The sequence below is a fragment of the Streptomyces sp. NPDC030222 genome (assembly GCF_055573115.1).
The window spans coordinates 37,975-59,509 of the sequence record NZ_JBVICA010000018.1 but is presented as its reverse complement, the minus strand read 5'-3'; the positions used below and the strand labels follow the sequence as shown (position 1 = coordinate 59,509).

At 72.0% G+C, this 21,535-nt stretch carries 25 protein-coding genes; 8 read left to right on the top strand and 17 right to left on the bottom strand.

Translation table 11 applies throughout. The annotated features are described in order from the left end of the window. Positions 1 to 26: 26 nt before the first annotated feature. The 3 genes from ACZ4Z5_RS24150 to ACZ4Z5_RS24140 all read right to left on the bottom strand — a co-directional run bounded on the left by ACZ4Z5_RS24150 (position 27) and on the right by ACZ4Z5_RS24140 (position 2,843). Positions 27 to 425: a helix-turn-helix domain-containing protein gene (locus ACZ4Z5_RS24150; protein WP_468266062.1), complete on the bottom strand. Its 399-nt coding sequence runs from the start codon at positions 423 to 425 to the stop codon at positions 27 to 29. Positions 426 to 684: 259 nt separating this feature from the next. Continuing rightward, entirely contained in the window at positions 685 to 2,220 is a 1,536-nt protein-coding gene (locus tag ACZ4Z5_RS24145; RefSeq protein WP_468266060.1) for an MFS transporter, read from the bottom strand. Continuing rightward, positions 2,217 to 2,843 carry a TetR/AcrR family transcriptional regulator gene (locus ACZ4Z5_RS24140; RefSeq protein ID WP_468266058.1) on the bottom strand — a complete coding sequence of 209 codons (627 nt, stop codon included), beginning with the start codon at positions 2,841 to 2,843 and terminating at the stop codon, positions 2,217 to 2,219. Before ACZ4Z5_RS24140 ends, ACZ4Z5_RS24145 begins: the two co-directional genes overlap by 4 nt. A gap of 181 nt (positions 2,844 to 3,024) precedes the next feature. On the opposite strand from ACZ4Z5_RS24140, the gene ACZ4Z5_RS24135 reads away from it, so the two are divergent. Then, positions 3,025 to 3,648 carry a histidine phosphatase family protein gene (locus ACZ4Z5_RS24135; RefSeq protein WP_468266056.1) on the top strand — a complete coding sequence of 208 codons (624 nt, stop codon included), beginning with the start codon at positions 3,025 to 3,027 and terminating at the stop codon, positions 3,646 to 3,648. A 100-nt stretch (positions 3,649 to 3,748) separates the two neighbouring features. Here the strand turns inward: ACZ4Z5_RS24135 and ACZ4Z5_RS24130 are convergent, their stop codons facing one another. Together ACZ4Z5_RS24130 and ACZ4Z5_RS24125 are read right to left on the bottom strand one after the other, a co-directional pair. Next, entirely contained in the window at positions 3,749 to 4,993 is a 1,245-nt protein-coding gene (locus tag ACZ4Z5_RS24130) for a GNAT family N-acetyltransferase (protein ID WP_468266054.1), read from the bottom strand. Positions 4,994 to 5,253: 260 nt separating this feature from the next. Beyond that, a complete protein-coding gene (locus ACZ4Z5_RS24125; RefSeq protein WP_468266052.1) occupies positions 5,254 to 5,865 on the bottom strand; it encodes an RsiG family protein in 612 nt (203 codons plus the stop codon). 158 nt (positions 5,866 to 6,023) lie between these two features. Between ACZ4Z5_RS24125 and dtd the strand changes: the two genes are divergently transcribed. Beyond that, a complete protein-coding gene (gene dtd, locus ACZ4Z5_RS24120) occupies positions 6,024 to 6,449 on the top strand; it encodes a D-aminoacyl-tRNA deacylase (protein WP_468266050.1) in 426 nt (141 codons plus the stop codon). Between the two features lie 131 nt (positions 6,450 to 6,580). On the opposite strand, the gene ygfZ is transcribed toward dtd, so the two are convergent. Genes ygfZ through ACZ4Z5_RS24105 form a run of 3 tightly spaced genes read right to left on the bottom strand, consistent with a single transcriptional unit; the run spans position 6,581 to position 8,607 of the window. Then, positions 6,581 to 7,561 carry a CAF17-like 4Fe-4S cluster assembly/insertion protein YgfZ gene (ygfZ, locus tag ACZ4Z5_RS24115; protein ID WP_468266048.1) on the bottom strand — a complete coding sequence of 327 codons (981 nt, stop codon included), beginning with the start codon at positions 7,559 to 7,561 and terminating at the stop codon, positions 6,581 to 6,583. A gap of 10 nt (positions 7,562 to 7,571) precedes the next feature. Then, a complete protein-coding gene (locus tag ACZ4Z5_RS24110; protein ID WP_468266046.1) occupies positions 7,572 to 8,009 on the bottom strand; it encodes a Fur family transcriptional regulator in 438 nt (145 codons plus the stop codon). A 25-nt stretch (positions 8,010 to 8,034) separates the two neighbouring features. Beyond that, positions 8,035 to 8,607, bottom strand: coding sequence for a heme-binding beta-barrel domain-containing protein (locus ACZ4Z5_RS24105; RefSeq protein ID WP_468266044.1), 573 nt, complete (start codon positions 8,605 to 8,607; stop codon positions 8,035 to 8,037). Between the two features lie 381 nt (positions 8,608 to 8,988). Between ACZ4Z5_RS24105 and ACZ4Z5_RS24100 the strand changes: the two genes are divergently transcribed. Next, positions 8,989 to 9,351 (top strand): DsrE family protein, encoded by a 363-nt coding sequence (locus tag ACZ4Z5_RS24100; RefSeq protein ID WP_468266042.1) that lies wholly within the window; start codon positions 8,989 to 8,991, stop codon positions 9,349 to 9,351. Between the two features lie 150 nt (positions 9,352 to 9,501). Here the strand turns inward: ACZ4Z5_RS24100 and ACZ4Z5_RS24095 are convergent, their stop codons facing one another. From ACZ4Z5_RS24095 to ACZ4Z5_RS24060, 8 genes are all read right to left on the bottom strand, one after another. Continuing rightward, positions 9,502 to 9,762 carry a DUF3099 domain-containing protein gene (locus tag ACZ4Z5_RS24095; RefSeq protein WP_468266040.1) on the bottom strand — a complete coding sequence of 87 codons (261 nt, stop codon included), beginning with the start codon at positions 9,760 to 9,762 and terminating at the stop codon, positions 9,502 to 9,504. 142 nt (positions 9,763 to 9,904) lie between these two features. Beyond that, positions 9,905 to 10,192, bottom strand: coding sequence for a DUF1416 domain-containing protein (locus tag ACZ4Z5_RS24090; RefSeq protein WP_468266038.1), 288 nt, complete (start codon positions 10,190 to 10,192; stop codon positions 9,905 to 9,907). Positions 10,193 to 10,228: 36 nt separating this feature from the next. Next, complete coding sequence (locus ACZ4Z5_RS24085) at positions 10,229 to 11,068, bottom strand: sulfurtransferase (RefSeq protein WP_468266036.1); 840 nt, start codon at positions 11,066 to 11,068, stop codon at positions 10,229 to 10,231. A gap of 163 nt (positions 11,069 to 11,231) precedes the next feature. Further along, positions 11,232 to 11,312 carry a putative leader peptide gene (locus ACZ4Z5_RS24080; protein WP_351257108.1) on the bottom strand — a complete coding sequence of 27 codons (81 nt, stop codon included), beginning with the start codon at positions 11,310 to 11,312 and terminating at the stop codon, positions 11,232 to 11,234. 334 nt (positions 11,313 to 11,646) lie between these two features. After that, positions 11,647 to 12,387 carry an LmeA family phospholipid-binding protein gene (locus ACZ4Z5_RS24075; protein WP_468266034.1) on the bottom strand — a complete coding sequence of 247 codons (741 nt, stop codon included), beginning with the start codon at positions 12,385 to 12,387 and terminating at the stop codon, positions 11,647 to 11,649. 130 nt (positions 12,388 to 12,517) lie between these two features. Continuing rightward, complete coding sequence (locus ACZ4Z5_RS24070; protein WP_468266032.1) at positions 12,518 to 13,978, bottom strand: hypothetical protein; 1,461 nt, start codon at positions 13,976 to 13,978, stop codon at positions 12,518 to 12,520. Between the two features lie 9 nt (positions 13,979 to 13,987). Continuing rightward, positions 13,988 to 14,242, bottom strand: a complete 255-nt coding sequence (locus ACZ4Z5_RS24065; RefSeq protein ID WP_468266030.1) for a MoaD/ThiS family protein — start codon at positions 14,240 to 14,242, stop codon at positions 13,988 to 13,990. A 53-nt stretch (positions 14,243 to 14,295) separates the two neighbouring features. Then, the gene (locus ACZ4Z5_RS24060; RefSeq protein WP_468266028.1) at positions 14,296 to 15,102 is read right to left on the bottom strand and encodes an alpha/beta hydrolase family protein; all 807 of its coding nucleotides are present in this window, start codon (positions 15,100 to 15,102) and stop codon (positions 14,296 to 14,298) included. 392 nt (positions 15,103 to 15,494) lie between these two features. Here ACZ4Z5_RS24060 and ACZ4Z5_RS24055 point away from each other — a divergent pair, with 392 nt between their 5' ends. The 5 genes from ACZ4Z5_RS24055 to ACZ4Z5_RS24035 all read left to right on the top strand — a co-directional run bounded on the left by ACZ4Z5_RS24055 (position 15,495) and on the right by ACZ4Z5_RS24035 (position 20,582). After that, positions 15,495 to 16,274: a response regulator transcription factor gene (locus ACZ4Z5_RS24055; RefSeq protein WP_468266026.1), complete on the top strand. Its 780-nt coding sequence runs from the start codon at positions 15,495 to 15,497 to the stop codon at positions 16,272 to 16,274. Between the two features lie 23 nt (positions 16,275 to 16,297). After that, positions 16,298 to 17,320: a LacI family DNA-binding transcriptional regulator gene (locus ACZ4Z5_RS24050; protein WP_468266024.1), complete on the top strand. Its 1,023-nt coding sequence runs from the start codon at positions 16,298 to 16,300 to the stop codon at positions 17,318 to 17,320. Between the two features lie 132 nt (positions 17,321 to 17,452). Then, positions 17,453 to 18,424, top strand: coding sequence for a S1C family serine protease (locus ACZ4Z5_RS24045; protein WP_468266241.1), 972 nt, complete (start codon positions 17,453 to 17,455; stop codon positions 18,422 to 18,424). A gap of 38 nt (positions 18,425 to 18,462) precedes the next feature. Beyond that, positions 18,463 to 19,188 carry a response regulator transcription factor gene (locus ACZ4Z5_RS24040; protein ID WP_468266022.1) on the top strand — a complete coding sequence of 242 codons (726 nt, stop codon included), beginning with the start codon at positions 18,463 to 18,465 and terminating at the stop codon, positions 19,186 to 19,188. Further along, positions 19,185 to 20,582, top strand: coding sequence for a sensor histidine kinase (locus ACZ4Z5_RS24035; protein ID WP_468266020.1), 1,398 nt, complete (start codon positions 19,185 to 19,187; stop codon positions 20,580 to 20,582). Before ACZ4Z5_RS24040 ends, ACZ4Z5_RS24035 begins: the two co-directional genes overlap by 4 nt. Before the next feature lie 45 nt (positions 20,583 to 20,627). Here ACZ4Z5_RS24035 and ACZ4Z5_RS24030 read toward each other — a convergent pair whose 3' ends face one another. Continuing rightward, positions 20,628 to 21,500 carry a phosphatidylinositol-specific phospholipase C gene (locus tag ACZ4Z5_RS24030; protein WP_468266018.1) on the bottom strand — a complete coding sequence of 291 codons (873 nt, stop codon included), beginning with the start codon at positions 21,498 to 21,500 and terminating at the stop codon, positions 20,628 to 20,630. Between the last annotated feature and the right edge of the window lie 35 nt (positions 21,501 to 21,535).

Genomic DNA, 21,535 nt, shown 5'->3' with positions numbered 1-21,535 from the left:
ATCAGTACGGATCGGTGTGAGGTGTTTCAGGCATCACTGCCGCCGGCAGTGCCGGGGCCTTCCCCGGCAGTGTCCTTGTCGAGTCCGTTCTCCTTGCGGAAGGACTCGTAGATCTGGAGCAGCACCTGCTTCTGCCGCTCGTTGATGGAGGGATCGGCGAGGATCGCGCTGCGCGTCTCCACCTCGTCCCGGTCCCGCTCGTCGAGGATCCCGGCCTGCACGTACAGCGTCTCGGCGGAGATCCGCAGCGCCTTCGCGAGCTGCTGGAGGATCTCCGCGCTCGGCTTGCGCAGCCCGCGCTCGATCTGACTGAGGTACGGATTGGACACCCCGGCGGCATCCGCCAACTGCCGCAGCGACAGCTGCGCCGTGCGCCGCTGCTCGCGCAGGTAGTCACCGAGATTGCCGACGTTGAGTGATGCCATGGTCCGATACTGCAACCTCCCGCTAACTATTGCAAGCACATGCTTGCAATAGTGTTGCGCGTCACGGGAGTGCTGTCATGTCCGCCTTCGGCGGGACGGCCCTGTCCCTCCGGACACCGACGAGGTAGCGGTCGACGAGCGGGCCAAGCGCGCCATCCCGCTCTGCGCAAGCCGGTGATTGCCGTACGGGCGACGGGCAGGTCGGGAGAATCACCGCGTAAAGATCGGCCGACCCGTCCGACGGCCCGGCCCGGCGGTGTCAGCGGCGGCCGGGCTTGCCCGCTTCGACGGCGGACCGCGCGGCGGCCTCTCGCGGAGGTGAGCCGGCGTCGTCGCGCCGGCCGGGCAGCCCGGTGGCGAGCAGCACGCCGAGCACGGCGACCGCGGCGAGGACCAGGAGGGTGGGGCCCATCGCCGAGGTGAAGGCCTCCCCCGTCCAGTGCGGCCCGGCACGGCCGTCGGCGACGCGCGGCGCGGTGAACGTGACGAGCGTGGTCGCCGCGGCGACGCCGAGCGCCGGGCCGATGTTGAGCGCGGTCTGCTGGAGCCCGCCGGCCACACCGGCGTGGCCGACGGACGCCCGGCGCACGATGACGGCCGTGGCGGTGACCATCACCGTGCCGAAGCCCGCGCCCAGGAGGAGGAAACCGCTGCCGATCGCGGTCACCGTCGCCGCCTCGTCGAGACGGGACAGCAGGAACACCCCGAGGGCGAGCAGCGCCATCGCCGCGGTGGCCGTGCGACGCGGGCCGTGACGGCGCATCACGACGGCCGTGGCGGGGGCGCTCAGGACCATCGCCACCGGGAGGGGCAGTGCCCACAGCGCGCTCTGGAGCGGATCCATGACGAGTACGTCCTGCAGGAAGTACGTGACGACGAACAGCGCGCCGAACAGGGAGGCCGAAGCGCACACCAGGGTGCCGAGCGCGGAGGCGACGGCGGGCGACCCGAGCAGCGCCGGGGGCACCAGGGGGCCCGCAGTGCGTCGCTCGTGCAGGACGAACAGCGAGCCGGCGACGGCCACGGCGAGGAGTCCCCATACGGTCGCCGGAGTCCAGCCGGTCCCCGGTACGGCGACGAGCGTGTGCACCAGGGACACCAGGGACACCGCGAGCAGGAAGGCGCCGGGCAGGTCGAGCCGGGCGGCGGGCCCCTGGAGGGAGGCGTCCCGGGACTCCGGCGTCCCCGGAGACGAGTCGGCCGGGACTCCGGAACCGTGGGCGTGCGAGGCCCGGGACCACGCCCGGTCGGCGAGCGCCGACATGCCCACCAGGAGCGCGGGCGCCACATTGAGGAGGAAGACGGCCCGCCAGCCGAGGTGGTGGACCAGCGTGCCGCCGATGACCGGCCCGGCCGCGGCGGCGACCCCGATGGCACTGGTGCGCACCGCGATGGGCGTACCGAGCCGGTCGGGCGGATAGGCGGCACGCAGCATCCCGAGGGTGGCCGGTTGCAGGAGCGCCCCGAAGATCCCCTGGGCGACGCGCAGGCCGATCACCCAGCCGACCGTGGGGGCGAGTCCGATCGCGGCCGACACGGCGCCGAATCCGAGAATGCCGACGGCGAAGAGCCGCCGGTGCCCGTACCGGTCGCCGAGCCTGCCCGCGAGGACGAGCAGGCTCGCCACGGCGATGAGGTATCCGGTGCTGGTCCACTGGACCTCCGCGAACGACGCCTGGAGGTCCCGCTGCAGGGCGGGCTGTGCGACGGTCAGTACGGTCCCGTCGAGCGCGACGATCACCGCACCCGTGACGCTGCACGCGAGCGTGAGTCGCTGCCGTCGTCCCCGGCTCACCGGTCCGGTCCGAGGTGCGCGTCCAACACGGCCCGCAGCAGCGGTTCGACGTCGTCGCTTCCCGTCGCCAGCTGGAGGCTGCCCCATCCCCACAGCTGGGCGAGGCCGTGGAGGTTCGCCCACAGCGCGCCCGCCACGACGGCCGGCGCCGGGTCGCGCACCGGCCGCGCCCGGTCGACCAGGTCCACGAACAGGCCGAAGAGCGGCAGGCTGGTGTCGCGCAGTCCGAGATGACCGCTCTCCAGCAAGTCATGACGGAACATCAGTTCGTACATGCCGCGGTTGGAGGACGCGAAGTCGAGGTAGACCCGCCCGAGCACCGTGAGCCGGTCGCGGGGCGAGACCTCATCACCACCGTCGCTCTCGGCGGCGGACCGTCCGGCCGTCCCGCCGAGGGCCTCACCCGCCTTCGCCGCCAGGTCGGTGAAACCCCGGCGGGCGATGGCCGACAGCAAGGAGAGATGTGTGGGGAAGTAGCGGCGCGGCGCCCCGTGCGAGACCCCCGCCCGGCGGGCGATCTCGCGCAGGGTCAGCGCCTGCATCCCTTCCCTGGTCACCAGGTCGACACCGGCATCGACCAGCCGGTCGCACAACCCGGCGTCGTGTTCGCTTCGTTGAGCCATAGACACTGTCTACCAGGACGAGTAGACAATGTCTACGCAGGTTCATGAGGCCGTGCCGGCGACCATCCCGCCTGTCGCGCAAAGGAGTTGATCCCGCCCGGGGAACCGCGGGCAGGTGTCCGCCCGTCTCCCCCACCGTTCGTGATCATCTGCCCGGGACGACGCACAGGAGCCCACCGGTATGTCCTCAGCAGCCACTCGGTACCTCTACATCGCGCGCCACGCCGAGGCGACGCCCGACGAGAGCGGGCTGACCGAACGCGGGCGCCGACAGGCCGCGTTGCTGGGTGAGCGGCTGAAGGGCGTGCCGCTGGCCTCGGTGCACCACGGACCGCTGGCGCGCGCCGAGGAGACGGCACGGCTCGCCGTGGAGCAGATCGGGGACGTGCCACTCGTGGCCTCGGAGGCCGCCGGGGACTACGTGCCCTACGTCCCGCAGCGTGCGGAGCTCCCGCCGGACGCCGCGGACGGCATGCTGCAGCGGCTCGCGCAGTTCCCGGACGAGGACAAGGAACGCGGGCCCGCACTGGCCGCGGAGGCGGTCGCGCGGTTCACCGGACCGGTTGCCGGTGACGCACCCCGGCACGAGCTGGTCGTCACCCACAACTTCCTCGCCACCTGGCTGGTGCGGGAGGCCATGCAGGCGCCCGCCTGGCGCTGGATGGGCCTCGTCCACGGCAACGCAGCGCTGACGGTGATCCGTTACGAGCCGCGACGGCCGCCGGGCCTGCTGGTCTTCAACGACACACGGCATCTGACGGAGGACCTGCGCTGGACGGGACTGCCGCCGGAGTTCCACGTCTGACGACGGCACGTCCGCCGGCGGCACATGCGCTCGCAGCACATCCGCCGACGGCACCCCGCCAGCAGCGTCCCCGCGGGGCGACCGCCCCACGCCCCCGCCCTCAGAACCAGTCGGGGCACCAAGGCCGCCGCGGCGTGCGGAACAGCCCCTCCGCCACGTCCGCCGCGCCCGGCCTCTCCTCGTCGAGCCTACCCAGCGCACGCAGCCGCACCGCCGACTCGTCACCGAGGTACAGCGCGCCCAGCTCGGAGACGCCGAGCGTGAGGTCGGCCGGGCGGGACGTCGGGGTGCACGAGACCCCGGCAGGCGAGGCGTCCAGCAGGAAACGGCCGCCGGACAGCCCGGCTTCGTCGTGCACGTCCAGTACGAGCGAGCCGGCCACCGGGTACGTACGGGCTTCCAGGGCCCGGACGACGTCCAGGACACGCAGCCACATGAAGTCGGCGTGCGTGACGATCCGTGCGGCACGCGGGTCGGGGAGCAGCAGCGGCAGCAGGTCGTCGGGAGCGCGGACGCCGGTACGGACCGTGGCGATCCAGTCGATGGCGCACACGTAGTGCCACAGAGCGCGTTGCGCGGCAGGGGTCACCGCGATCGACTCGCTCACCGTCGCCGTGTTGAGGGGCTGCTTGGCGTCGCCCCACTTCTCGTCCGCTCGGTAGCGAAGCATGCCCTCGACCTGGCCGGCCGCCGACCGGTACACCGCGCAGTACGGCTCGGTCCACGGCATGCTCGGCACCTGGATCTCCCCGGTGGTCCGCTCCCACCAGCGCTCCTCGCGGCTGATCGCGCCGGGCTGGGCCGCCCGGAAGCGGTCGTGCAGCTCGGGCCCGGTCTTGCGGATCTCGGCCTGGTCGACGAGGTCGATCCGTCCGCCGTCGTCCGGTCCGGCCCAGCGCGGGTCGAGGGCGGACCGCGTGACGTCGACTTCCCATTCGGTTGTCCAGGTGGCGGGCCCGAAGCCGTACCGCCCGTAGATCGGGTACTCGGCGGCGATCAGGGTGGACACCACGTCGCCCCGGTCCCGCGCGGCCTCCAGGTCGGTGCGCATCATCCGGCTCAGCAGTCCGCGGCGGCGGTGGGTGGGCGAGACGGTGACGTTGGTGACGGCGTTCGCCGGCACCTCCGCGCCGCCGACGACGGTGAGCCGCTGGTCGAAGGAACGGAACGTGGCGACGATCCGGCCGGCGTCGAAGGCCCCCTGGGCCCGGGACAGTCCGGTGTACGCGGCTCGGGACTCGGTCTCCTCGTCCGTGATGGTGGGTGGCCGCAGGAATCCGACCGACAGGGCGCGCAGCCAGTCACCGAGTTCAGGACGGGAGATGTTCCGGACCGCAAGGCTCATGCGTCCACGCTAGACACACCCGATCGGCCGACGCATCCGGTTTTCCCGGCAGCCGCGGAGGGCCGTGCACCACGGCCGAACAGCGCAATCGTTCCCGTCGGCGTCCTGCCGCCGGACACCCGCACGGGCCCCGCGCTCGCACCGGATGTCCGCGGCGCGCTCACCCCGGCACGGCATCCGCCCGGCAGGGCGTCCGCCCGGCAGGGCGTCCACCGCAGCACGACGTCCATCCCGGTACCGCTCCCGCCCCGCCTCCGCGTTCACGCCAGCAGGTCGTCGACCTGCGCCTCGCCTTCCCGGTAGCGGCGGGCGATCTCCGCGCTGCAGTCGTCGGCCGTCCGCTGAAGCTGCTGCCGACGCCGCGAGACCTCCTGCTCGTACCGCACGAGCCGGCCCATCGCGGCGTGCAGTTCCTCGTCGGTGCGCGCGTCGAGGTCGGACAGTTCGACCTCGGCGAGCATCTCCGCCGCCAGCGTGCGGGATTCCTCGCTGCGCGGGGTGGACACGGTCACATGGCGGGCCGAGGAGAACCTCCGCGAGGGCGGGTCCGCGAGGATCTCCGACAGCCCGTCCACCCGGTCCACCCGGTCCACCTCCGGCGTCTGCGGCCCACTGCGGCGGGCGAGTTCGGCACGCAGGATGTCGATCCGGCCGTGCAGCAGCCGGCGTACATAGCTCAGGTCGGCCTCGTCGCGCTGCGCGTCGCGGCGCAGCGCGCGCAGCTCCGGCAGCCCCAGCGCGCCCAGTTCGGGGTCCTGTGGTGAGCGTTGCGCGGGCGGGCGCACGACGGCCGTGGCGGTCGTACGTCCCGCGGATACGGGCGTTGACGTCGAAACGGGACCGGACGACTGCCCGGCGCCAGATGTGGTCATGCGTGAAACCGTCCCCTCGACCGGTGCATGGGCCTCCCCGGGCCCGGAGGGCCGGGGCGATGCACCGCCTCCGTGCATCGTGCCACTCCGCCGGAGCCCGTGCAGGCCCACAGCACCCGTTCAGCCGCAGCTTCTCCGTCCCGGGCATCATGGTGCGTATGCGTGCAGTAGTGCAGAGGGTCGACGGTGCGAGCGTGACCGTGGCGGGCGAGGCGGTCGGGGAGATCGTCGGCGAGGGCCTGTGCGTCCTGGTGGGGGTGACCCACACGGACACCGCGGAGAAGGCCGCCCAGCTGGCCCGGAAACTGTGGTCCCTGCGGATCCTGGACGGCGAGAAGTCCTGCTCGGACGTGAACGCGCCGCTCCTGGTGATCTCCCAGTTCACCCTCTACGGGGACGCCAGGAAGGGCCGCCGGCCCACGTGGAACGCGGCGGCCCCCGGCGGTGTCGCCGAGCCCTTGGTCGACGAGGTGGTCGCACGTCTGCGGGAGCTGGGCGCGCGCGTGGAGACGGGCCGGTTCGGGGCGGACATGCGGGTCTCGCTGACCAACCACGGCCCGTTCACGGTCCTGGTCGAGGTGTAGACGCCCGGGTCGTGCCCCTCCCGGGGTGCCCTACGCCGAAGGCACGACGGCGGTGGCCGCCGGGGCACCGCGCCTCTACGGTCCCCGCCGGGGCACCACGGCTCTACGGTCCCCGCCGGGGCACCGCGGTTCTACGGTTCGACGACGACTTCCTGCGCGGCGGCCGTCGATCCGGCGAGGAGCCGCGCGTCCACCGGCACGTTGCGCTTCACCAGCGCGAGGGCGATCGGGCCGAGTTCGTGGTGCCGGGCCGACGTCGTGACGAAGCCCAGCTGGCGGCCGTCGGGCCCGTCCTCGGCGAGCCGTACCGGCGTGCCGTGGCCGGGCAGGTGCACATCGCTCCCGTCGAGGTGCAGGAAGACCAGACGACGCGGCGGCTTCCCCAGGTTGTGGACGCGCGCCACGGTCTCCTGGCCGCGGTAGCAGCCCTTCTGGAGGTGCACGGCGGTGCCGATCAGGCCGATCTCGTGCGGGATCGTCCGGTGGTCGGTCTCGAAACCGAGACGGGGCCGGTGCTGTTCGACGCGCAGCGCCTCGTAGGCGAGCACGCCGATCGCCGGGCCGTTCTCGGCGGCGTACGCCGCGAGGTCCTCCCGCGGCAGGAAGAGGTCGCGGCCGTACGGCACCTCCCGGACGACGACGCCCTCGGGCGCGGGGACGATCGAGCCGGCCGGCAGATGGACGACGGCGAAGTCGGCCGTGCGGTCGGCCACGTCCACCTTGTAGAAGAACTTCATCGACTCCAGGTACGCGATCAGCTCGTCCTGGGTGCCCGGCTCGACGTGCGCCCACACCGTCTCACCGTCGTCGACGAGCGACAGGGCGTGCTCGATGTGCCCGTGCGCGGAGAGGATCAGCGCCTCGGTGGCCCGGCCGGGCGGCAACTCGCTGACGTGCTGGGTGAGCAGCAGATGCAGCCAGCTCAGCCGGTCCTCGCCGCTGACGGTGACGACTCCGCGGTGCGAGAGGTCCACCAGCCCGGTGCCGTCGGCGAGCGCACGCTGCTCGCGGAACAGATCGCCGTAGTGCGCGGCGACGCCTTCGTCGCGCCCCTCGGCGGGAACGGCGCCGGGCAGGGACAGCAGGGGACTGGTCGTTGAATGTCGCTGCATGACGAAAAGCCTACGACTCGTCGGCCGTGGCCTTCACGGTGCAGTCGCTGCAGCGCCCGAAGATCGCGAAGTGCTTCATGTCGGTCTCGAAACCGAACGTGGCACGCAGCTTCTCGGTGAATCCCGCGGCCACCTCGACGTCCGCCTCGATGATGTCCCCGCAGTCCCGGCACACCAGGTGCAGATGGTGGTGCCGGTCCGCCAGGTGGTACGTGGGGGCGCCGTGACCGAGGTGGGCGTGGGAGACCAGGCCGAGCTCCTCCAGCAGCTCCAGGGTGCGGTAGACCGTGGAGATGTTCACGCCGCCCGCCGTCTTCCGCACCTCGGTGAGGATGTCGTCGGGCGTGGCGTGTTCCAGCGTGTCCACGGCCTCCAGCACCAGCTGCCGCTGGGGGGTCAGCCGATAGCCGCGCCTGCGGAGGTCACTCTGCCAGTCGGTGGTCACCACGCCACCAGTGTAGGAAGGCGACGGCCTACTTGAAGAAGGCGATTCCGTCGTCCGGCAGGTCCCCGAGGTCCTTCGCCCAGGAGGCGACCTCCTCCGGGGTGACGACCTTCTTCAGGTGCGCCGACATGTACGGGCGCAGCGGCACCTCGGGCGTGGCCTTCTCGCCGACCCACATCAGGTCGCCCTTGACGTAGCCGTACAGCCGCTTGCCGCCGCTGTACGGGCCGGAGGCCGCGGTGCGGGCCACGGCGTCCGTCACCAGGTCGATCTGCGGCTTCTGGTCGGCGATCTCGCCGTACCAGATCTCCACGACGCCCTGGTCGCGGATCATCACGACCTCGACCTTGCGGTCCTTGTCGACACGCCAGTAGCCGCTCTCGCTCTCCAGCGGGCGGACCTTCTTGCCCTCGTCGTCGAGCACCCAGCTGTGCGAGACGTACTCGAGGAAGTCCCGGCCGTCATGGCGGAAGGTGACTTCCTGGCCGAAGTTGCACTTCTCCGCGCCGGGGAAGTCGGAGACGCCCGCTCCCTCCCAGGTGCCGAGGAGGAAGGCGAAGGGCACGAGGGCCGGATTGAGGTCGGACGGAATCTCGATCATGAGCTGCTCTGGCGATCTGTGTCTCGGAGGATGATCAGCGCTGACCCTGGTACAGCTTCTTCACGGTCAGGCCGGCGAAGGCAACGACACCGACGCAGACCAGGACCAGCAGGGCGGAGAAGAAAGCCTCAAGCACGGGGTGCTCCTCGATGGCGTATGGGCATTACAGGGCCGGGCCCCAGCCTAATGGGTGCGGACCGGCGGCTCTCGGCGAGGTCCGCGAGGTTCGGCCGAGCGGCTGGTCCCGGGCTCGGACGGCAGGCGGCACCCGGGCGGCCCTCCGCGCACCCGGCGACGGCCGGGAGCCGGACCGTGGAGCAGGGGGAGCCGGCCCGCAGCGGGGGCAAGGGGTGCGTGCCGCCGCGGATTACAGTTCCGCATATGGCGAAGAAGCTCGTGATCAAGGTGACCGCAGGGGCCGACGCACCCGAACGCTGCTCCCAGGCCTTCACGGTGGCGGCGGTTGCCGTGGCCAGCGGGGTGGAGGTGTCGCTCTGGCTGACCGGTGAGTCGTCGTGGTTCTCGCTGCCGGGTCGGGCGGCCGCGTTCGAACTGCCGCATGCCGCTCCGCTGCCGGATCTGGTCGACGCGATCCTGGCGGGCGGGACCATCACGCTGTGCACGCAGTGCGCGGCGCGTCGGGGGATCACCGAGAAGGATGTGCTCGAGGGCGTGCGGATCGCCGGCGCGCAGGTGTTCGTCAGCGAGATCATGGCGGACGGCGTCCAGGCACTAGTGTACTGAGGCGTTCCGTCACCCGTGCACCGATGGGTCCGGGCACCCGGGCATTGACGCGTCCAGGCACCCGGGCGTTGACGCGTCCGGGCACCATCCACTCGGACGTCGATGTCGCGGGTGGCCGCCCTGCCCGCGGCTCCCGCAGCGTCCGCGGCGCTACTTGTAGCGCTTCTTGCCGTCGAGTTCGTCCCACCACTCGTCGGACTGCGGGTCGCCCGAGGGGTCGTCCCACCACCGGTCGTCGGGTCCCCTGCGGTTCGCGATCATTGCCGCGATCGGGGGGATGGCCATGGCGACGAAGCACATGGCGACGGCCGCCTGGACGGAGAAGAGGCGCACGAAGGACCAGGCGGACACGAAGAGGACGAGGCATCCGCCCATCATCCAGAAGTAGGTCCTGCGCCTCCGGGCGAGCACCCTTCCAGGGTAGTTCCGGACGCACCGGAGGGCCGCATCCCGTGCAGTGAGCGTCCAACCCCCTGGGATGCGACCCTCCGGCCGATCAGTGGTGCCGTGCGGGAGACGGCGAGTGCCGTATGCCGGACGGCGGTGCCGTTTGTCAGACGGCGATGGCCACCTCGGAAAGGCCACCGGTCTGCGCGACGACGGTACGGTCGGCGGTGCCGCCCGGAACCAGCGCACGCACGGTCCACGTGCCCTCGGCCGCGTAGAAGCGGAACTGGCCGGTCGCCGAGGTCGGGACCTCGGCCGTGAACTCTCCGGTCGAGTCCAGCAGCCGGACGTATCCGACCACGGGCTCGCCGTTGCGGGTCACCTGACCCTGGATGGTGGTCTCACCGGGCTTGATCGTCGAGGCGTCGGGGCCGCCGACCTGCGCTCCACACATGTCTCTTCTGTCCTTACGGTCGGGGGTTGCCGGGGCTTACTTGTTGGCGCCGAGCTCGATCGGCACGCCGACGAGGGAGCCGTACTCGGTCCAGGAACCGTCGTAGTTCTTGACGTTCTCGACGCCGAGCAGCTCGTGCAGCACGAACCAGGTCAGCGCGGAACGCTCACCGATGCGGCAGTACGCGATGGTGTCCGTCGAGAGGTCGACCTGCTCGTCGGCGTAGAGGGCCTTGAGCTCCTCGTCCGACTTGAACGTGCCGTCGTCGTTGGCGTTCTTCGACCACGGGATGTTGCGGGCGGTCGGCACGTGGCCGGGGCGCTGCGACTGCTCCTGCGGCAGGTGGGCCGGGGCGAGCAGCTTGCCGGAGAACTCGTCGGGGGAACGCACGTCGACGAGGTTCTGGTTGCCGATCGCGGCCACCACGTCGTCGCGGAAGGCACGGATCGAGGTGTTCTGGGGCTGGGCCTTGTAGTCGGTGGCCGCGCGGGACGGGACCTCGGCGACCAGGTCGCGGGAGTCCAGCTCCCACTTCTTGCGGCCGCCGTCGAGGAGACGGACGTCCTCGTGGCCGTAGAGCTTGAAGTACCAGAACGCGTAGGAGGCGAACCAGTTGTTGTTGCCGCCGTAGAGGACGACGGTGCTGTCGTTCGCGATGCCCTTCGCCGAGAGGAGCTTCTCGAAGCCCTCCTGGTCGATGAAGTCGCGGCGCACCGGGTCCTGGAGGTCCTTCGTCCAGTCGATCCGGATCGCGTTCTTGATGTGGTTCTTGTCGTAGGCCGAGGTGTCCTCGTCGACCTCGACGATGACGACCTTCGGGTCGTCGATGCGGGCCTCGACCCAGTCGGCGTCTACCAGGACGTCGCTGCGGCTCATGATTCTTCTCCTCCGGGGCAGTGTGCGGCGAGATGGTGCGTGGTGCGTGCGGCGGCACCCGGGCGTACGGGAATGCGGCCGGTCCGGCACGGGGTGACGACTGGCCCTGCGCCCGACGGTGGCGTCGGCAGGGCCCGGGGAACGCGGACCGAGAAGAGTCCGCTCAGGCGGTGCGACAGAGCATGGCGGCGACGCGGCACAGGTCTACTGCCCGCCGCTTCGTGAGATCCGCCTGTCGCTTCATGGGTCAGATCGTAGGGACGTACCGGCGGCCATGTCATCGGCGTGTCGCATTCTGAGACGCGATCGTCCGCATAGCGGGATACAGGAAAGGCCCGGAGCACCGCTCCGGGCCTTTCGCACGTACCGCGTCCCGCACCATGTCCGTCCCATCTACCCACCGGACACGACCGTCTCACCATATGATCAGCGGCCATCGCCGCCCGGGCTCAGAGGCCCTCGCCACGACCAGAGGTCCGCGCCACGAGGACCGGACATCCGCGCCCGGGGAACCGGAGTCCCGCTCCCGGGACTCCCGGGAACAGAGGCCCAGGGGCCCTCGGGGGACGGCGCCGGCTCTACCCGGCCAACGAGACCTTCGTACCCGTTCCGGAGAACCGCACACCGGAGTCCGTCGCCTCGGCCTTGTCCAGCTTGATGCTGCCCGGCAGTCCGTCGATCTTCATCTGGTAGTCCACGGTCTCGCGCAGCTTGTCCTGCAGACCCGGCACCGGCAGCCCCGGAAGCGTGTCGGCCTTCAGGACCACCGTGTCGCCCTTCACGATCGACACCGTGCTGTACGTGGTCAGGGTGCGGCCCTCGACCAGGGCGTTCAGAAGCGGCGGCACCTGGATTCCGGCGCCCTTCAGCAGGTCACCGAGCGGGCCGCTGACCTTCACCTGGCCCTTCGCAGCGCGCTCGGCCCCGGCGTAGCCGACCGTCGCGCCCTTGGGGGCGGCCTTCGTCAGGTCCGCGTACGAGATCCTGGCCGAGCCGGTGGCCCGGTCCGCCGTCACGTCGGAGAAGCTGCTGTCGAAGGAGACGTCCCGCAGCTCGGCCTGCACCTCGGTGACGTCGACCTGGTGGCCCTCGGCGCTGGCCCGCACCCCGCCGAGCCGGACGTCGACCTGGTCGAGGTTCTTCCCGGCGACCTGGGTGAGGAACGGGAATCCGGCGATGGACACCACCGGGTCCTGGGCCAGCCCCTGGCTCGCCTTGATCTTCGCGGCGGCCTCGCTCTCCGCGAAGGAGACCGCGAGACGGTCCGCGGCCACGAACAGGCCGCCCAGGACCACCGCGATGATCAACAGTATTCGCATGGCGCGCATTGCCGGATGTCCCCCACTGATAGACGGTCAGCCCCTGACCCCTGCGAGCCTAGCTCGCGCGCCAGGGGTCTCCCCGGATGCGCCCCGGTGAGGTGTGCCGCAACCGCTCCCGGCGGGTCCGTCAGGCGACGACCCTGCCGAGCAGGTAGACCGCGGGCACCGCGACCGTCAGCGGCAGCGCCACACCCGCGGTGAAGTGGACGAAACGCGACGGGTAGTCGTAGCTCGCGACCCGCAGTCCGATCAGCGCACCCACCCCGGCCCCGAGGCCGAGCAGGGCGCCGCCGCCGGCGCCGATGTCCGTCAGTCCGGCCGCCGCCAGACCGCCGCCCACCGCGGCCAGCAGAGCCACCACGACCGACGCCGGACCCGGCATGGGCAGGGCCCGCGCCACCACGGCCGCCGCGACCGCGACCGCGCCGACGGTCACGGTGTCCGCGTCGGCGGCCAGATATCCGGCCGCCAGTACGGCCAGCGCCGCGGAGACGACCGTGGCCATCAGTCCGTACATCCGCTCGTCCGGGCTCGCGTGGCTGCGCAGCTGGAGGACGAGACAGAGCAGCACCCAGACGCCGAGCGTGCCGAGGATCGCGGCGGCCGAGTGCTCCCGGCCCGCGACGAACAGGGCGACGTCGGCGGTGAACCCGCCCGCGAACGCGAGCGCGATGCCCTGCCGGGCGGGCCACATGCCGTTGAGCCGGAACCATCCGGCGGCGGTCACCGCCTGGAGCAGCACCACGGGCACGGCCAGCGCGTACGAGCCGATGGCGGCGGCCACCGCGAGCAGCAGTCCCAGCAGCGCCGTCAGCCCTGCGGGCTGGATCCCGGGCGGGATGATCGGCGACCGTCCCTCGGCGCGGGCGCGCTGCGCGTCGGTCATCCGCATGCTCCCGCTCGTCGTGGGCGCGCTGTAGGCGGGACCTTCGTCCGGCGTGAGCGCCGCCGCGCCGGCGCCGCCCCGCGCCGCGCCGTCTTCGGGAGGCAGCGGTACCGCACCGGTGTGCGCCGCTTGCGGCGCACTGCTCACGCCGTCCCGCGCCACGGCACCGGAGGACACCGGTCCGCCCTGCACCGGCGGCAGGTACGCGGTGTCGGCCGCGGAGGCGTCCACGGACTGCGGGGCGAGCGGACCCGTCGGGTGCTGTCCGTTCCGCACCGGCGGCAGGTACGCGGTCTCGGCGGCCGCGGCGGACGGCCGGCCGTGACCGGAGGGCCGGGCCTGGCCCCACGACTGGTCGTGACCGGACGGCTGGTGGTGGCCCGAAGGCTGGTCGTAAGCCCGCTGGTCGTAAGACGGCTGGTCGTAAGTGGAGCCGCTGCCCGGGACGGCCGGGTACCCACCGGAGGACGGCGAGCCTGCCCCGTGCGAACCGGCGCCGTTCGAGCCCGCCCCCTGAGAACCGGCCCCCTGCGGGTACGACGTCTGCGGGTACCCCGTGTGCGGGGACGCGGCGTCCGCCGGGAGCGCGGGCTGGTACTGGGTGTCCCAGGTCTCCGTCTGCCACGTCTGGGTGGCGTCGGCGTCCTGTTCCGGGCCGCGGCCGTACGGGTCGTACGGATACTGCTGGTCGTGCTGGCTCATGTTGGGGGGTCACCCTCCTGCGAACGGCGGGAGCACCTCGACCGTGCCGCCCTCGGCCAGCCGTACGGTCTCATGACTGCGGGTTCCGACGGGATCACCGTCGACGAGGAAGGAGCAGCGCATCAGGACGCGCACCAGCTCCCCGGGGTGCCGTTCGCGGGCCGCGTCCAGCGCCTCCGCGAGGGTGTCGGCCGCATAGGGCTCCTCCGCGGTGCCTGCCGCGGCCTTGGCCGCGGCCCAGTAGCGGATGGTTCCCGCTGCCATAGCGGCGCTCCTTTTTCCTCGGTCTCTCGGTGGATCGTCGACTCCATGATGGGCTACGGCCGGAGCAGCCAGTCCGCGAGGCGGCCCAGCAGCGCGTCGTCCGCCGCGTTCTCGGCGTGGCCCATGCCGGGCTCCAGCCACAGTTCGGCCGGTCCGGCGGCCGCCAGCATCCGTGGGTGGTCCAGCGGGAAGTACGGGTCGCTGTCGCCGTGGACGATCAGCAGCGGGGTCGGCGCGATCAGCGGGACCGACTCCACCGGGGAGAGCGGGACCGGGTCCCACGCCCGGTGGTCGATCCGCGTACCGAGGCCGTAGCGGCTGACGAGCCGCCCGGCGGGGCGGGTGACCAGCCAGTGCAGCCGCCACATCGGCGCAGTCCCCCGGTAGTACCAGCGTGCGGGGGCGCTCACGGCCGCCACGGCGTCGGTGTGCGCCCCCGTGTGCCTCGTGTGCATCGCCGCGTGACGCAGCACCACCGAGCCGCCCATGGAGAAACCGACCGTCACAACGCGTGCAGGGCCGTACGAGCGGGCCCAGCGCACCGCGGCGGCCAGATCGAGCACCTCGCGGTCGCCGACCGTGGACCGCCCGCCGGATCCGCCGTGCCCGCGGAAGGAGAACGTGACCACGGCCGCGTACCGGGCGAACGTCCACGCCGTACGGCGTACCGCAGGCCGGTCGAGGGAACCCGTGAAGCCGTGCGCGACCACGATCACGGTGTCCGCCGCGCCGCCCCGGCACGGCTCGTAACGCGCCTCGATCGGCACCCCGTCCTCCGTGCGGAGGACGGTCCGGCGACCACGCGGCGTGAGCAAGGAAACAGCGGAGCTGTGCGCTCGGCCCTCGGACGCGGAACTCATGTGGGCTATTCTGCTGGGCAGAGGATCCGGGCGACGCAGCCCCCGGGTCCTTTTGTGCTTTTTCCGCGTTACACAGGAAGTGGCACAGGATGCGGCCCCCGGGGCGTGGAACAGCGGCCTGGAGGCACGGAAGACGGACGGTACGCACCTGACGGTGCGGCGGTACGGATGAACGAACGCAGCGCAGTACGGCAGGAAGCAGTACAGCAGGAAGCAGTACGGCAGAACCCGGCAGGCAGAGTGCAGTAGCGGTAGGCAGTTCCAGGAGCAGTGCCACTACGTCCTCGCAGGGACCGAGGAGGAACCGACGCAATGGGCGAGCGATACGTGCAGGTGAGTCCGACGAAACCGACGAATCCGACGGCACCGGCCGGGACGGGCGGTGGGCTGCGATGAGTTCTCTGCTCCTTCTGACCAATGCCCTCCAGCCGTCCACGGAGGTGCTGCCGGCCCTGGGCCTGCTGCTGCACAGCGTCCGGGTGGCCCCCGCCGAGGGACCGGCGCTGGTCGACACCCCCGGGGCCGACGTCATCCTGGTCGACGGCCGCCGTGATCTGCCGCAGGTGCGCAGCCTCTGCCAGCTGCTGCGTTCCACCGGCCCCGGCTGTCCGCTGCTGCTGGTGGTCACTGAGGGCGGCCTGGCCGCCGTCACCGCCGACTGGGGCGTCGACGACGTGCTGCTGGACACCGCCGGGCCGGCCGAGGTCGAGGCACGGCTGCGGCTGGCCATGGGCCGGCAGCAGATCGGCGTGGACGACTCCCCCATGGAGATCCGCAACGGCGATCTGTCCGTGGACGAGGCGACCTACAGCGCCAAGCTGAAGGGTCGTGTGCTGGACCTCACGTTCAAGGAGTTCGAGCTGCTGAAGTACCTGGCGCAGCACCCGGGCCGGGTGTTCACGCGGGCGCAGCTGCTCCAGGAGGTGTGGGGCTACGACTACTTCGGCGGCACCCGTACGGTCGATGTGCACGTGCGGCGGCTGCGCGCGAAGCTCGGGCCCGAGCACGAGTCGCTGATCGGCACCGTCCGTAACGTGGGCTACCGCTTCGTGACCCCCGAGAAGACGGACCGGACGGCGGAGGAGGCCAACACGAAGTCCGCTTCGCCGGTCACCCGCTCGGAGGAGACCGACGAGGTCGAGGAAGCGGCCGTCCGCCCTGCCCGGACGTAGGTCACCCCGCGTAGACTTCGCGCGTGGCCAAGGTGACGCGTGACGATGTGGCGAGACTGGCGGGGACTTCCACCGCGGTGGTCAGCTATGTCATCAACAACGGACCGAGGCCGGTCGCCCCGGCCACGCGCGAGCGGGTACTCGCCGCGATCAAGGAGCTGGGCTACCGGCCGGACCGCGTCGCCCAGGCGATGGCGTCCCGGCGTACGGACCTCATAGGCATGATCGTGCCGGACGCCCGGCAGCCGTTCTTCGCGGAGATGGCGCACGCCGTGGAACAGGCCGCGGCCGAGCGCGGCAAGATGGTCCTGGTCGGGAACTCCGACTACCTCGACGAGCGCGAGGTGCACTATCTGCGCGCGTTCCTCGGGATGCGGGTCTCCGGGCTGATCCTCGTCAGCCAGGGCCCGAGCGAACGGGCGGCCGCCGAGATCGACGCGTGGGACGCCCGGGTGGTGCTGCTGCACCGCCGGCCCGACGCCATAGACGACGTGGCCGTCGTGACCGACGACGTGGGCGGCGCCCAGCTCGCCACGCGCCATCTGCTGGAGCACGGGCACTCCTTCGTCGCCTGTCTCGGCGGCGTCGAGTCCACCCCGGTCATCGGCGACCCGGTCACCGACCACGTCGAGGGCTGGCGCCGCGCCATGCAGGAGTCGGGTCGGCACACCGAGGGTCGGCTGTTCCAGGCCCCCTACAACCGTTACGACGCCTACCAGGTCGCGCTGAAGCTGCTGGACCGGCCCGACCGGCCGACCGCGATCATCTGCGCGACGGACGACCAGGCGATCGGTGTGCTGCGGGCCGCGCGGGAGCTGCGGATCGACGTGCCGACCGAGCTGGCGGTGGCGGGCTTCGACGACGTGAAGGAAGCGGGACTGACGGATCCGCCGCTGACGACGGTGGCGTCGGACCGCCCGGCGATGGCACGGGCCGCGGTCGACCTGGTCCTCGACGACGGGCTGCGGGTCGCGGGATCACGGCGGGAGCGGCTGAAGCAGTTCCCGGCACGGCTGGTCGTCCGGCGGTCCTGCGGCTGCGGCTAGCCGCAGCCCGGCCGGGGCCCGTACCCGGATTCAGCCGGACTCGGTCGGCCCTTATGTCGGGCATACAGGGTTCTGTCGGGCTTCTCAGCGGGCGCTCAGGAAACTCTCATCATCGGCGTGGATTCTCTGACCATGACCGAGACCCCGCAGCATCCGCAGCCTTACGGCACCTTCCCGCCGCCCCCGCCGTACGCCCCCGACTCCGCGCCGGCCACCCGCCGTTCGCGCCGGGCGCGGCGTCCCGTGGGCCTGCTGGCGGCGGTGGCGATCGTGGCGGCGGCCGTCGGCGGCGGTGCGGCCACGTTCGTGGACCGGCTGGCCGGCCCCGAGGTATACAGGGGCGGCGGCGCCGTGAACGGAACGACCGTCGCGGCGAGCAGCAAGGGCACCGTCGCCGGGGTGGCGGCGGCCGTCGGCCCCAGCATCGTCGAGATCCGCGCCGCGCTGCCCGGAGGGCAGTCGACCGGCTCCGGCGTGATCATCACCTCGGACGGCGAGATCGTCACCAACAACCACGTGATCGCGGGCGCGGACACCGTGAAGGTCAGGCTGAGCGACGGCACCGCGTACACCGCCGACGTGGTCGGCACGGACCCCGACAAGGACCTCGCACTGATCAAGGTGCGCGGGGCGAAGGACCTCCGGGCGGCGACGCTCGGCGATTCCTCGCGCCTGCGGGTCGGCGACCAGGTCGTCGCGATCGGCTCGCCCGAGGGGCTGACCGGCACGGTGACCAGCGGGATCGTCTCCGCGCTCGACCGGGACGTGACCGTGTCCAAGGAGCAGGACCGCGGCCGGCAGCAGGACGGTGCGGGCGGCTGGCCGTTCGAGTTCGGGGGCCGGGAGTTCAACGGCGACACGGGCTCGTCGACGACCACGTACAAGGCCCTCCAGACCGACGCGTCGATCAACCCCGGCAACTCCGGCGGCGCACTCATCGACATGGACGGGCGGATCATCGGCATCAACTCGGCGATGTACGCACCGGGCTCGTCCGGCACCCCGGGCGGTTCCGCGGCCGGCAGCGTCGGGCTCGGCTTCGCCATTCCGATCGACACCGTGAAGGCCGACCTGGACGGGCTGCGGTCCGGGGGCGACGCCTGACCGGCCGGAACGGCGGTCGGGATGACAGTCTGGACCCCATGACCGACCGCAGCCCGGACCGCATCCTGATCGTCGACGACGAGCCCGCCGTGCGGGAGGCGCTCCGGCGCAGTCTCGCCTTCGAGGGGTACGACACGGAGACCGCCGTCGACGGTCTGGACGCGCTGGACAAGCTGGAGGCGTACCGGCCGGACCTGGTGGTGCTGGACATCCAGATGCCCCGGATGGACGGACTGACCGCGGCCCGGAGGATGCGTACGGCCGGCTGCCGGACGCCGGTGCTGATGCTGACGGCCCGGGACGCCGTCGGCGACCGGGTCACCGGCCTGGACGCGGGGGCCGACGACTACCTGGTCAAGCCGTTCGAGCTGGACGAGCTGTTCGCGCGGATCCGCGCGCTGCTGCGGCGCAGCTCGTACGCGACGGCATCGGGCCCGGAGGTTCCCGGGGACGACGAGGTCCTGACGTTCTCCGACCTGCGGATGAACCGGGCGACCCGCGAGGTCGTCCGGGCGGACCGGCCGGTGGAGCTGACCCGCACCGAGTTCACCCTGCTGGAGATGTTCCTGGCGCACCCGAGGCAGGTGCTGACCCGTGAGCAGATCCTCAAGGCCGTGTGGGGATTCGACTTCGAGCCCAGTTCCAACTCCCTGGACGTGTACGTGATGTATCTGCGCCGCAAGACCGAGGCCGGCGGCGAGCCGCGGCTGGTGCACACCGTGCGCGGTGTGGGCTATGTGCTGCGCACGGGGGCCGGGGAGTGATCCGGCGTTTCCGCGCGCTGCCGCTGCGGTCCCGGCTGGCGCTGCTCACCGCCACCGCCGTCGCGGTCGCGGTGGCCGCGGTGTCGGTCGTCTACTGGTTCGTGGTGCGCGGGGCGCTGCTGGGCGCGCTGGACGACAAGCTGCTGAGCAATCCCCTCCGCCCGGCGATGGTGCTGAACGAGTTCCGCCGGGGCGCCTGCACGGCGAAGCCCCCCGGGCTCGGGGCGGCGAACGCCGTCACCGTGCAGATCGTCGACCGGGAGGGCGGCAGCTGCATCCTGACGGGCGCCCAGAAGGTGGCCGTGACGGCGGCCGACATCGCGGTCGCGGGCGGGTCCCCGCAGCAGGTGCTGCACACGGTGAAGGCGGCGGACGGTTCGGACTACCGGGTCCTGACGTCCCCGCTGCCCGTCCCCGGCCTCGCCCAGTCGGTGGCGCGGCCGCTGAGCGAGGTCACCGAACCCTTGAACAGGCTGACGCTGATGCTGGCGCTCGTCGGCGGGCTCGGTGTGCTCGGCGCGGGCGCCGCCGGACTGTGGGTGGCCCGCACCGGTCTGCGTCCCGTGGACCGGCTCACCGGCGCGGTGGAGCACGTGGCCCGTACGGAGGACCTGACGGTGCGGATCCCCGTGGAGGGCGAGGACGAGATCGCACGGCTGTCGCGGTCGTTCAACGCGATGACGGCCGCGCTCGCCTCGTCCCGGGACCGGCAGGCGCAGCTGATCGCCGACGCCGGGCACGAGTTGCGGACTCCGCTGACGTCGCTGCGGACCAACATCGAGCTGCTGGCCCGCAGCGAGGAGACGGGCCGGGCCATACCCCCGGAGGACCGGCGGGCCCTGCTGGCGTCCGTGAAGGCGCAGATGACGGAGCTGGCGTCGCTCATCGGGGACCTCCAGGAGCTGGCCCGTCCGGACGCCCCGGAGCAGGGCCGGCTGGAGGTGGTCGCGTTGCACGGCATCGTGGCCACCGCGCTGGAGCGGGCCCGGCTGCGGGGTCCGGAGCTGACGTTCGCCTCGGCGCTCGATCCCTGGTACGTACGGGCGGAGCCGGCGTCGCTGGAGCGGGCGGTGGTCAACGTCCTCGACAACGCGGTGAAGTTCAGCCCGCCGGGCGGTGCGGTCGATGTGACGCTGAGCGGCGGCGAGCTGCGGGTCCGCGACCACGGCCCGGGGATCCCCGCGGAGGAACTCCCCCATGTCTTCGAGCGGTTCTGGCGTTCCCCGTCCGCCCGCTCGCTGCCCGGTTCCGGCCTGGGCCTGTCCATCGTGGCCCGTACGGTGCAGCAGGCGGGCGGCTCGGCCGCGCTCCGGGCGGCCGCGGACGGCGGCCCGGGCACGGAGGCGGTGATCCGCCTGCCGGGTGCGCCGGTGCCGCCGCCGGACACCCCTTAGGGAGTGCCAGGCGGGCCGGGCCGGGCATGCTCCGCCGGGCGCTTCCTAAGGGTTGTGCCTGAGCAGCGACTCGACCAGTCCCGAGCGGGTGTCGGGGAAGTCCATCGGCACGATGCCGAGGCCACGCCAGTCCCGGGCCTCGGCGCCGTCGACGAAGGAGTGCACGCGCGGGTTGAGGGTGTCGGAGTTCCAGCGGGGCGGCAGGTAGGCGGAGGTGCTGACGTAGTTGACGTACAGCTTGCCGGGCTGCTGGGCCGCCTTCCTGAAGTGCCCTTCGATCTTGGGGTACTTGGCGCCGGGCGCGGCCATGTAGTCGTCCTGGATGTCGAAGAGCGCCGGGTCCCCGTACCGGACCCCTGGCAGTCCGCCGTTGTCGGCGAGCAGCACGACCCGGCCGCGGGCCTCGCCGAGCGGGGGCAGCCCGTCGCCGATACGGAAGAGCGGGCGCCAGCCCTTGTCGTCGAGGTAGACGTCGAAGATCCGCCGGAACTCGGCGTCGCTCACTCCCGAGTACTCCTGCTTGACCCGCATCAGCACGGTCTCGGTGGGGTGCGCCCGGAGGAAGTCGCGGCAGGCCGTCAGTACGTCGCCGAACATCATGTTCTGGTAGAACGAGCCGTGGTGGATCGCGAACACCGACTCGATGGCCCGGCAGCGCACGTCGAGGAACCGGATCCCGCGGTTCAGCTGCTCGGCGACGGTGATGTTCTGGCATGCGGTCCAGAGCCCGCCGTAGCGGGCGCCGGAGTCGTGGGTGCCGGGGATGGTCAGCGAGCCGAGCACGGCGCCTCCGTCGATCGCGCCCATCCAGTCCTGGAGCGAGAGCGTCCGGCTCGCCGCGGCGGCCGGGGCGCCGAGGAGCGCGGTGGCGGTGAGCGCCGCCGCGCCCACGAGGAAGTTCCGTCGGCTTGTGGTCATGTGCCGTCTCCTTCGTCGGCCCCGCGATCGTGGGG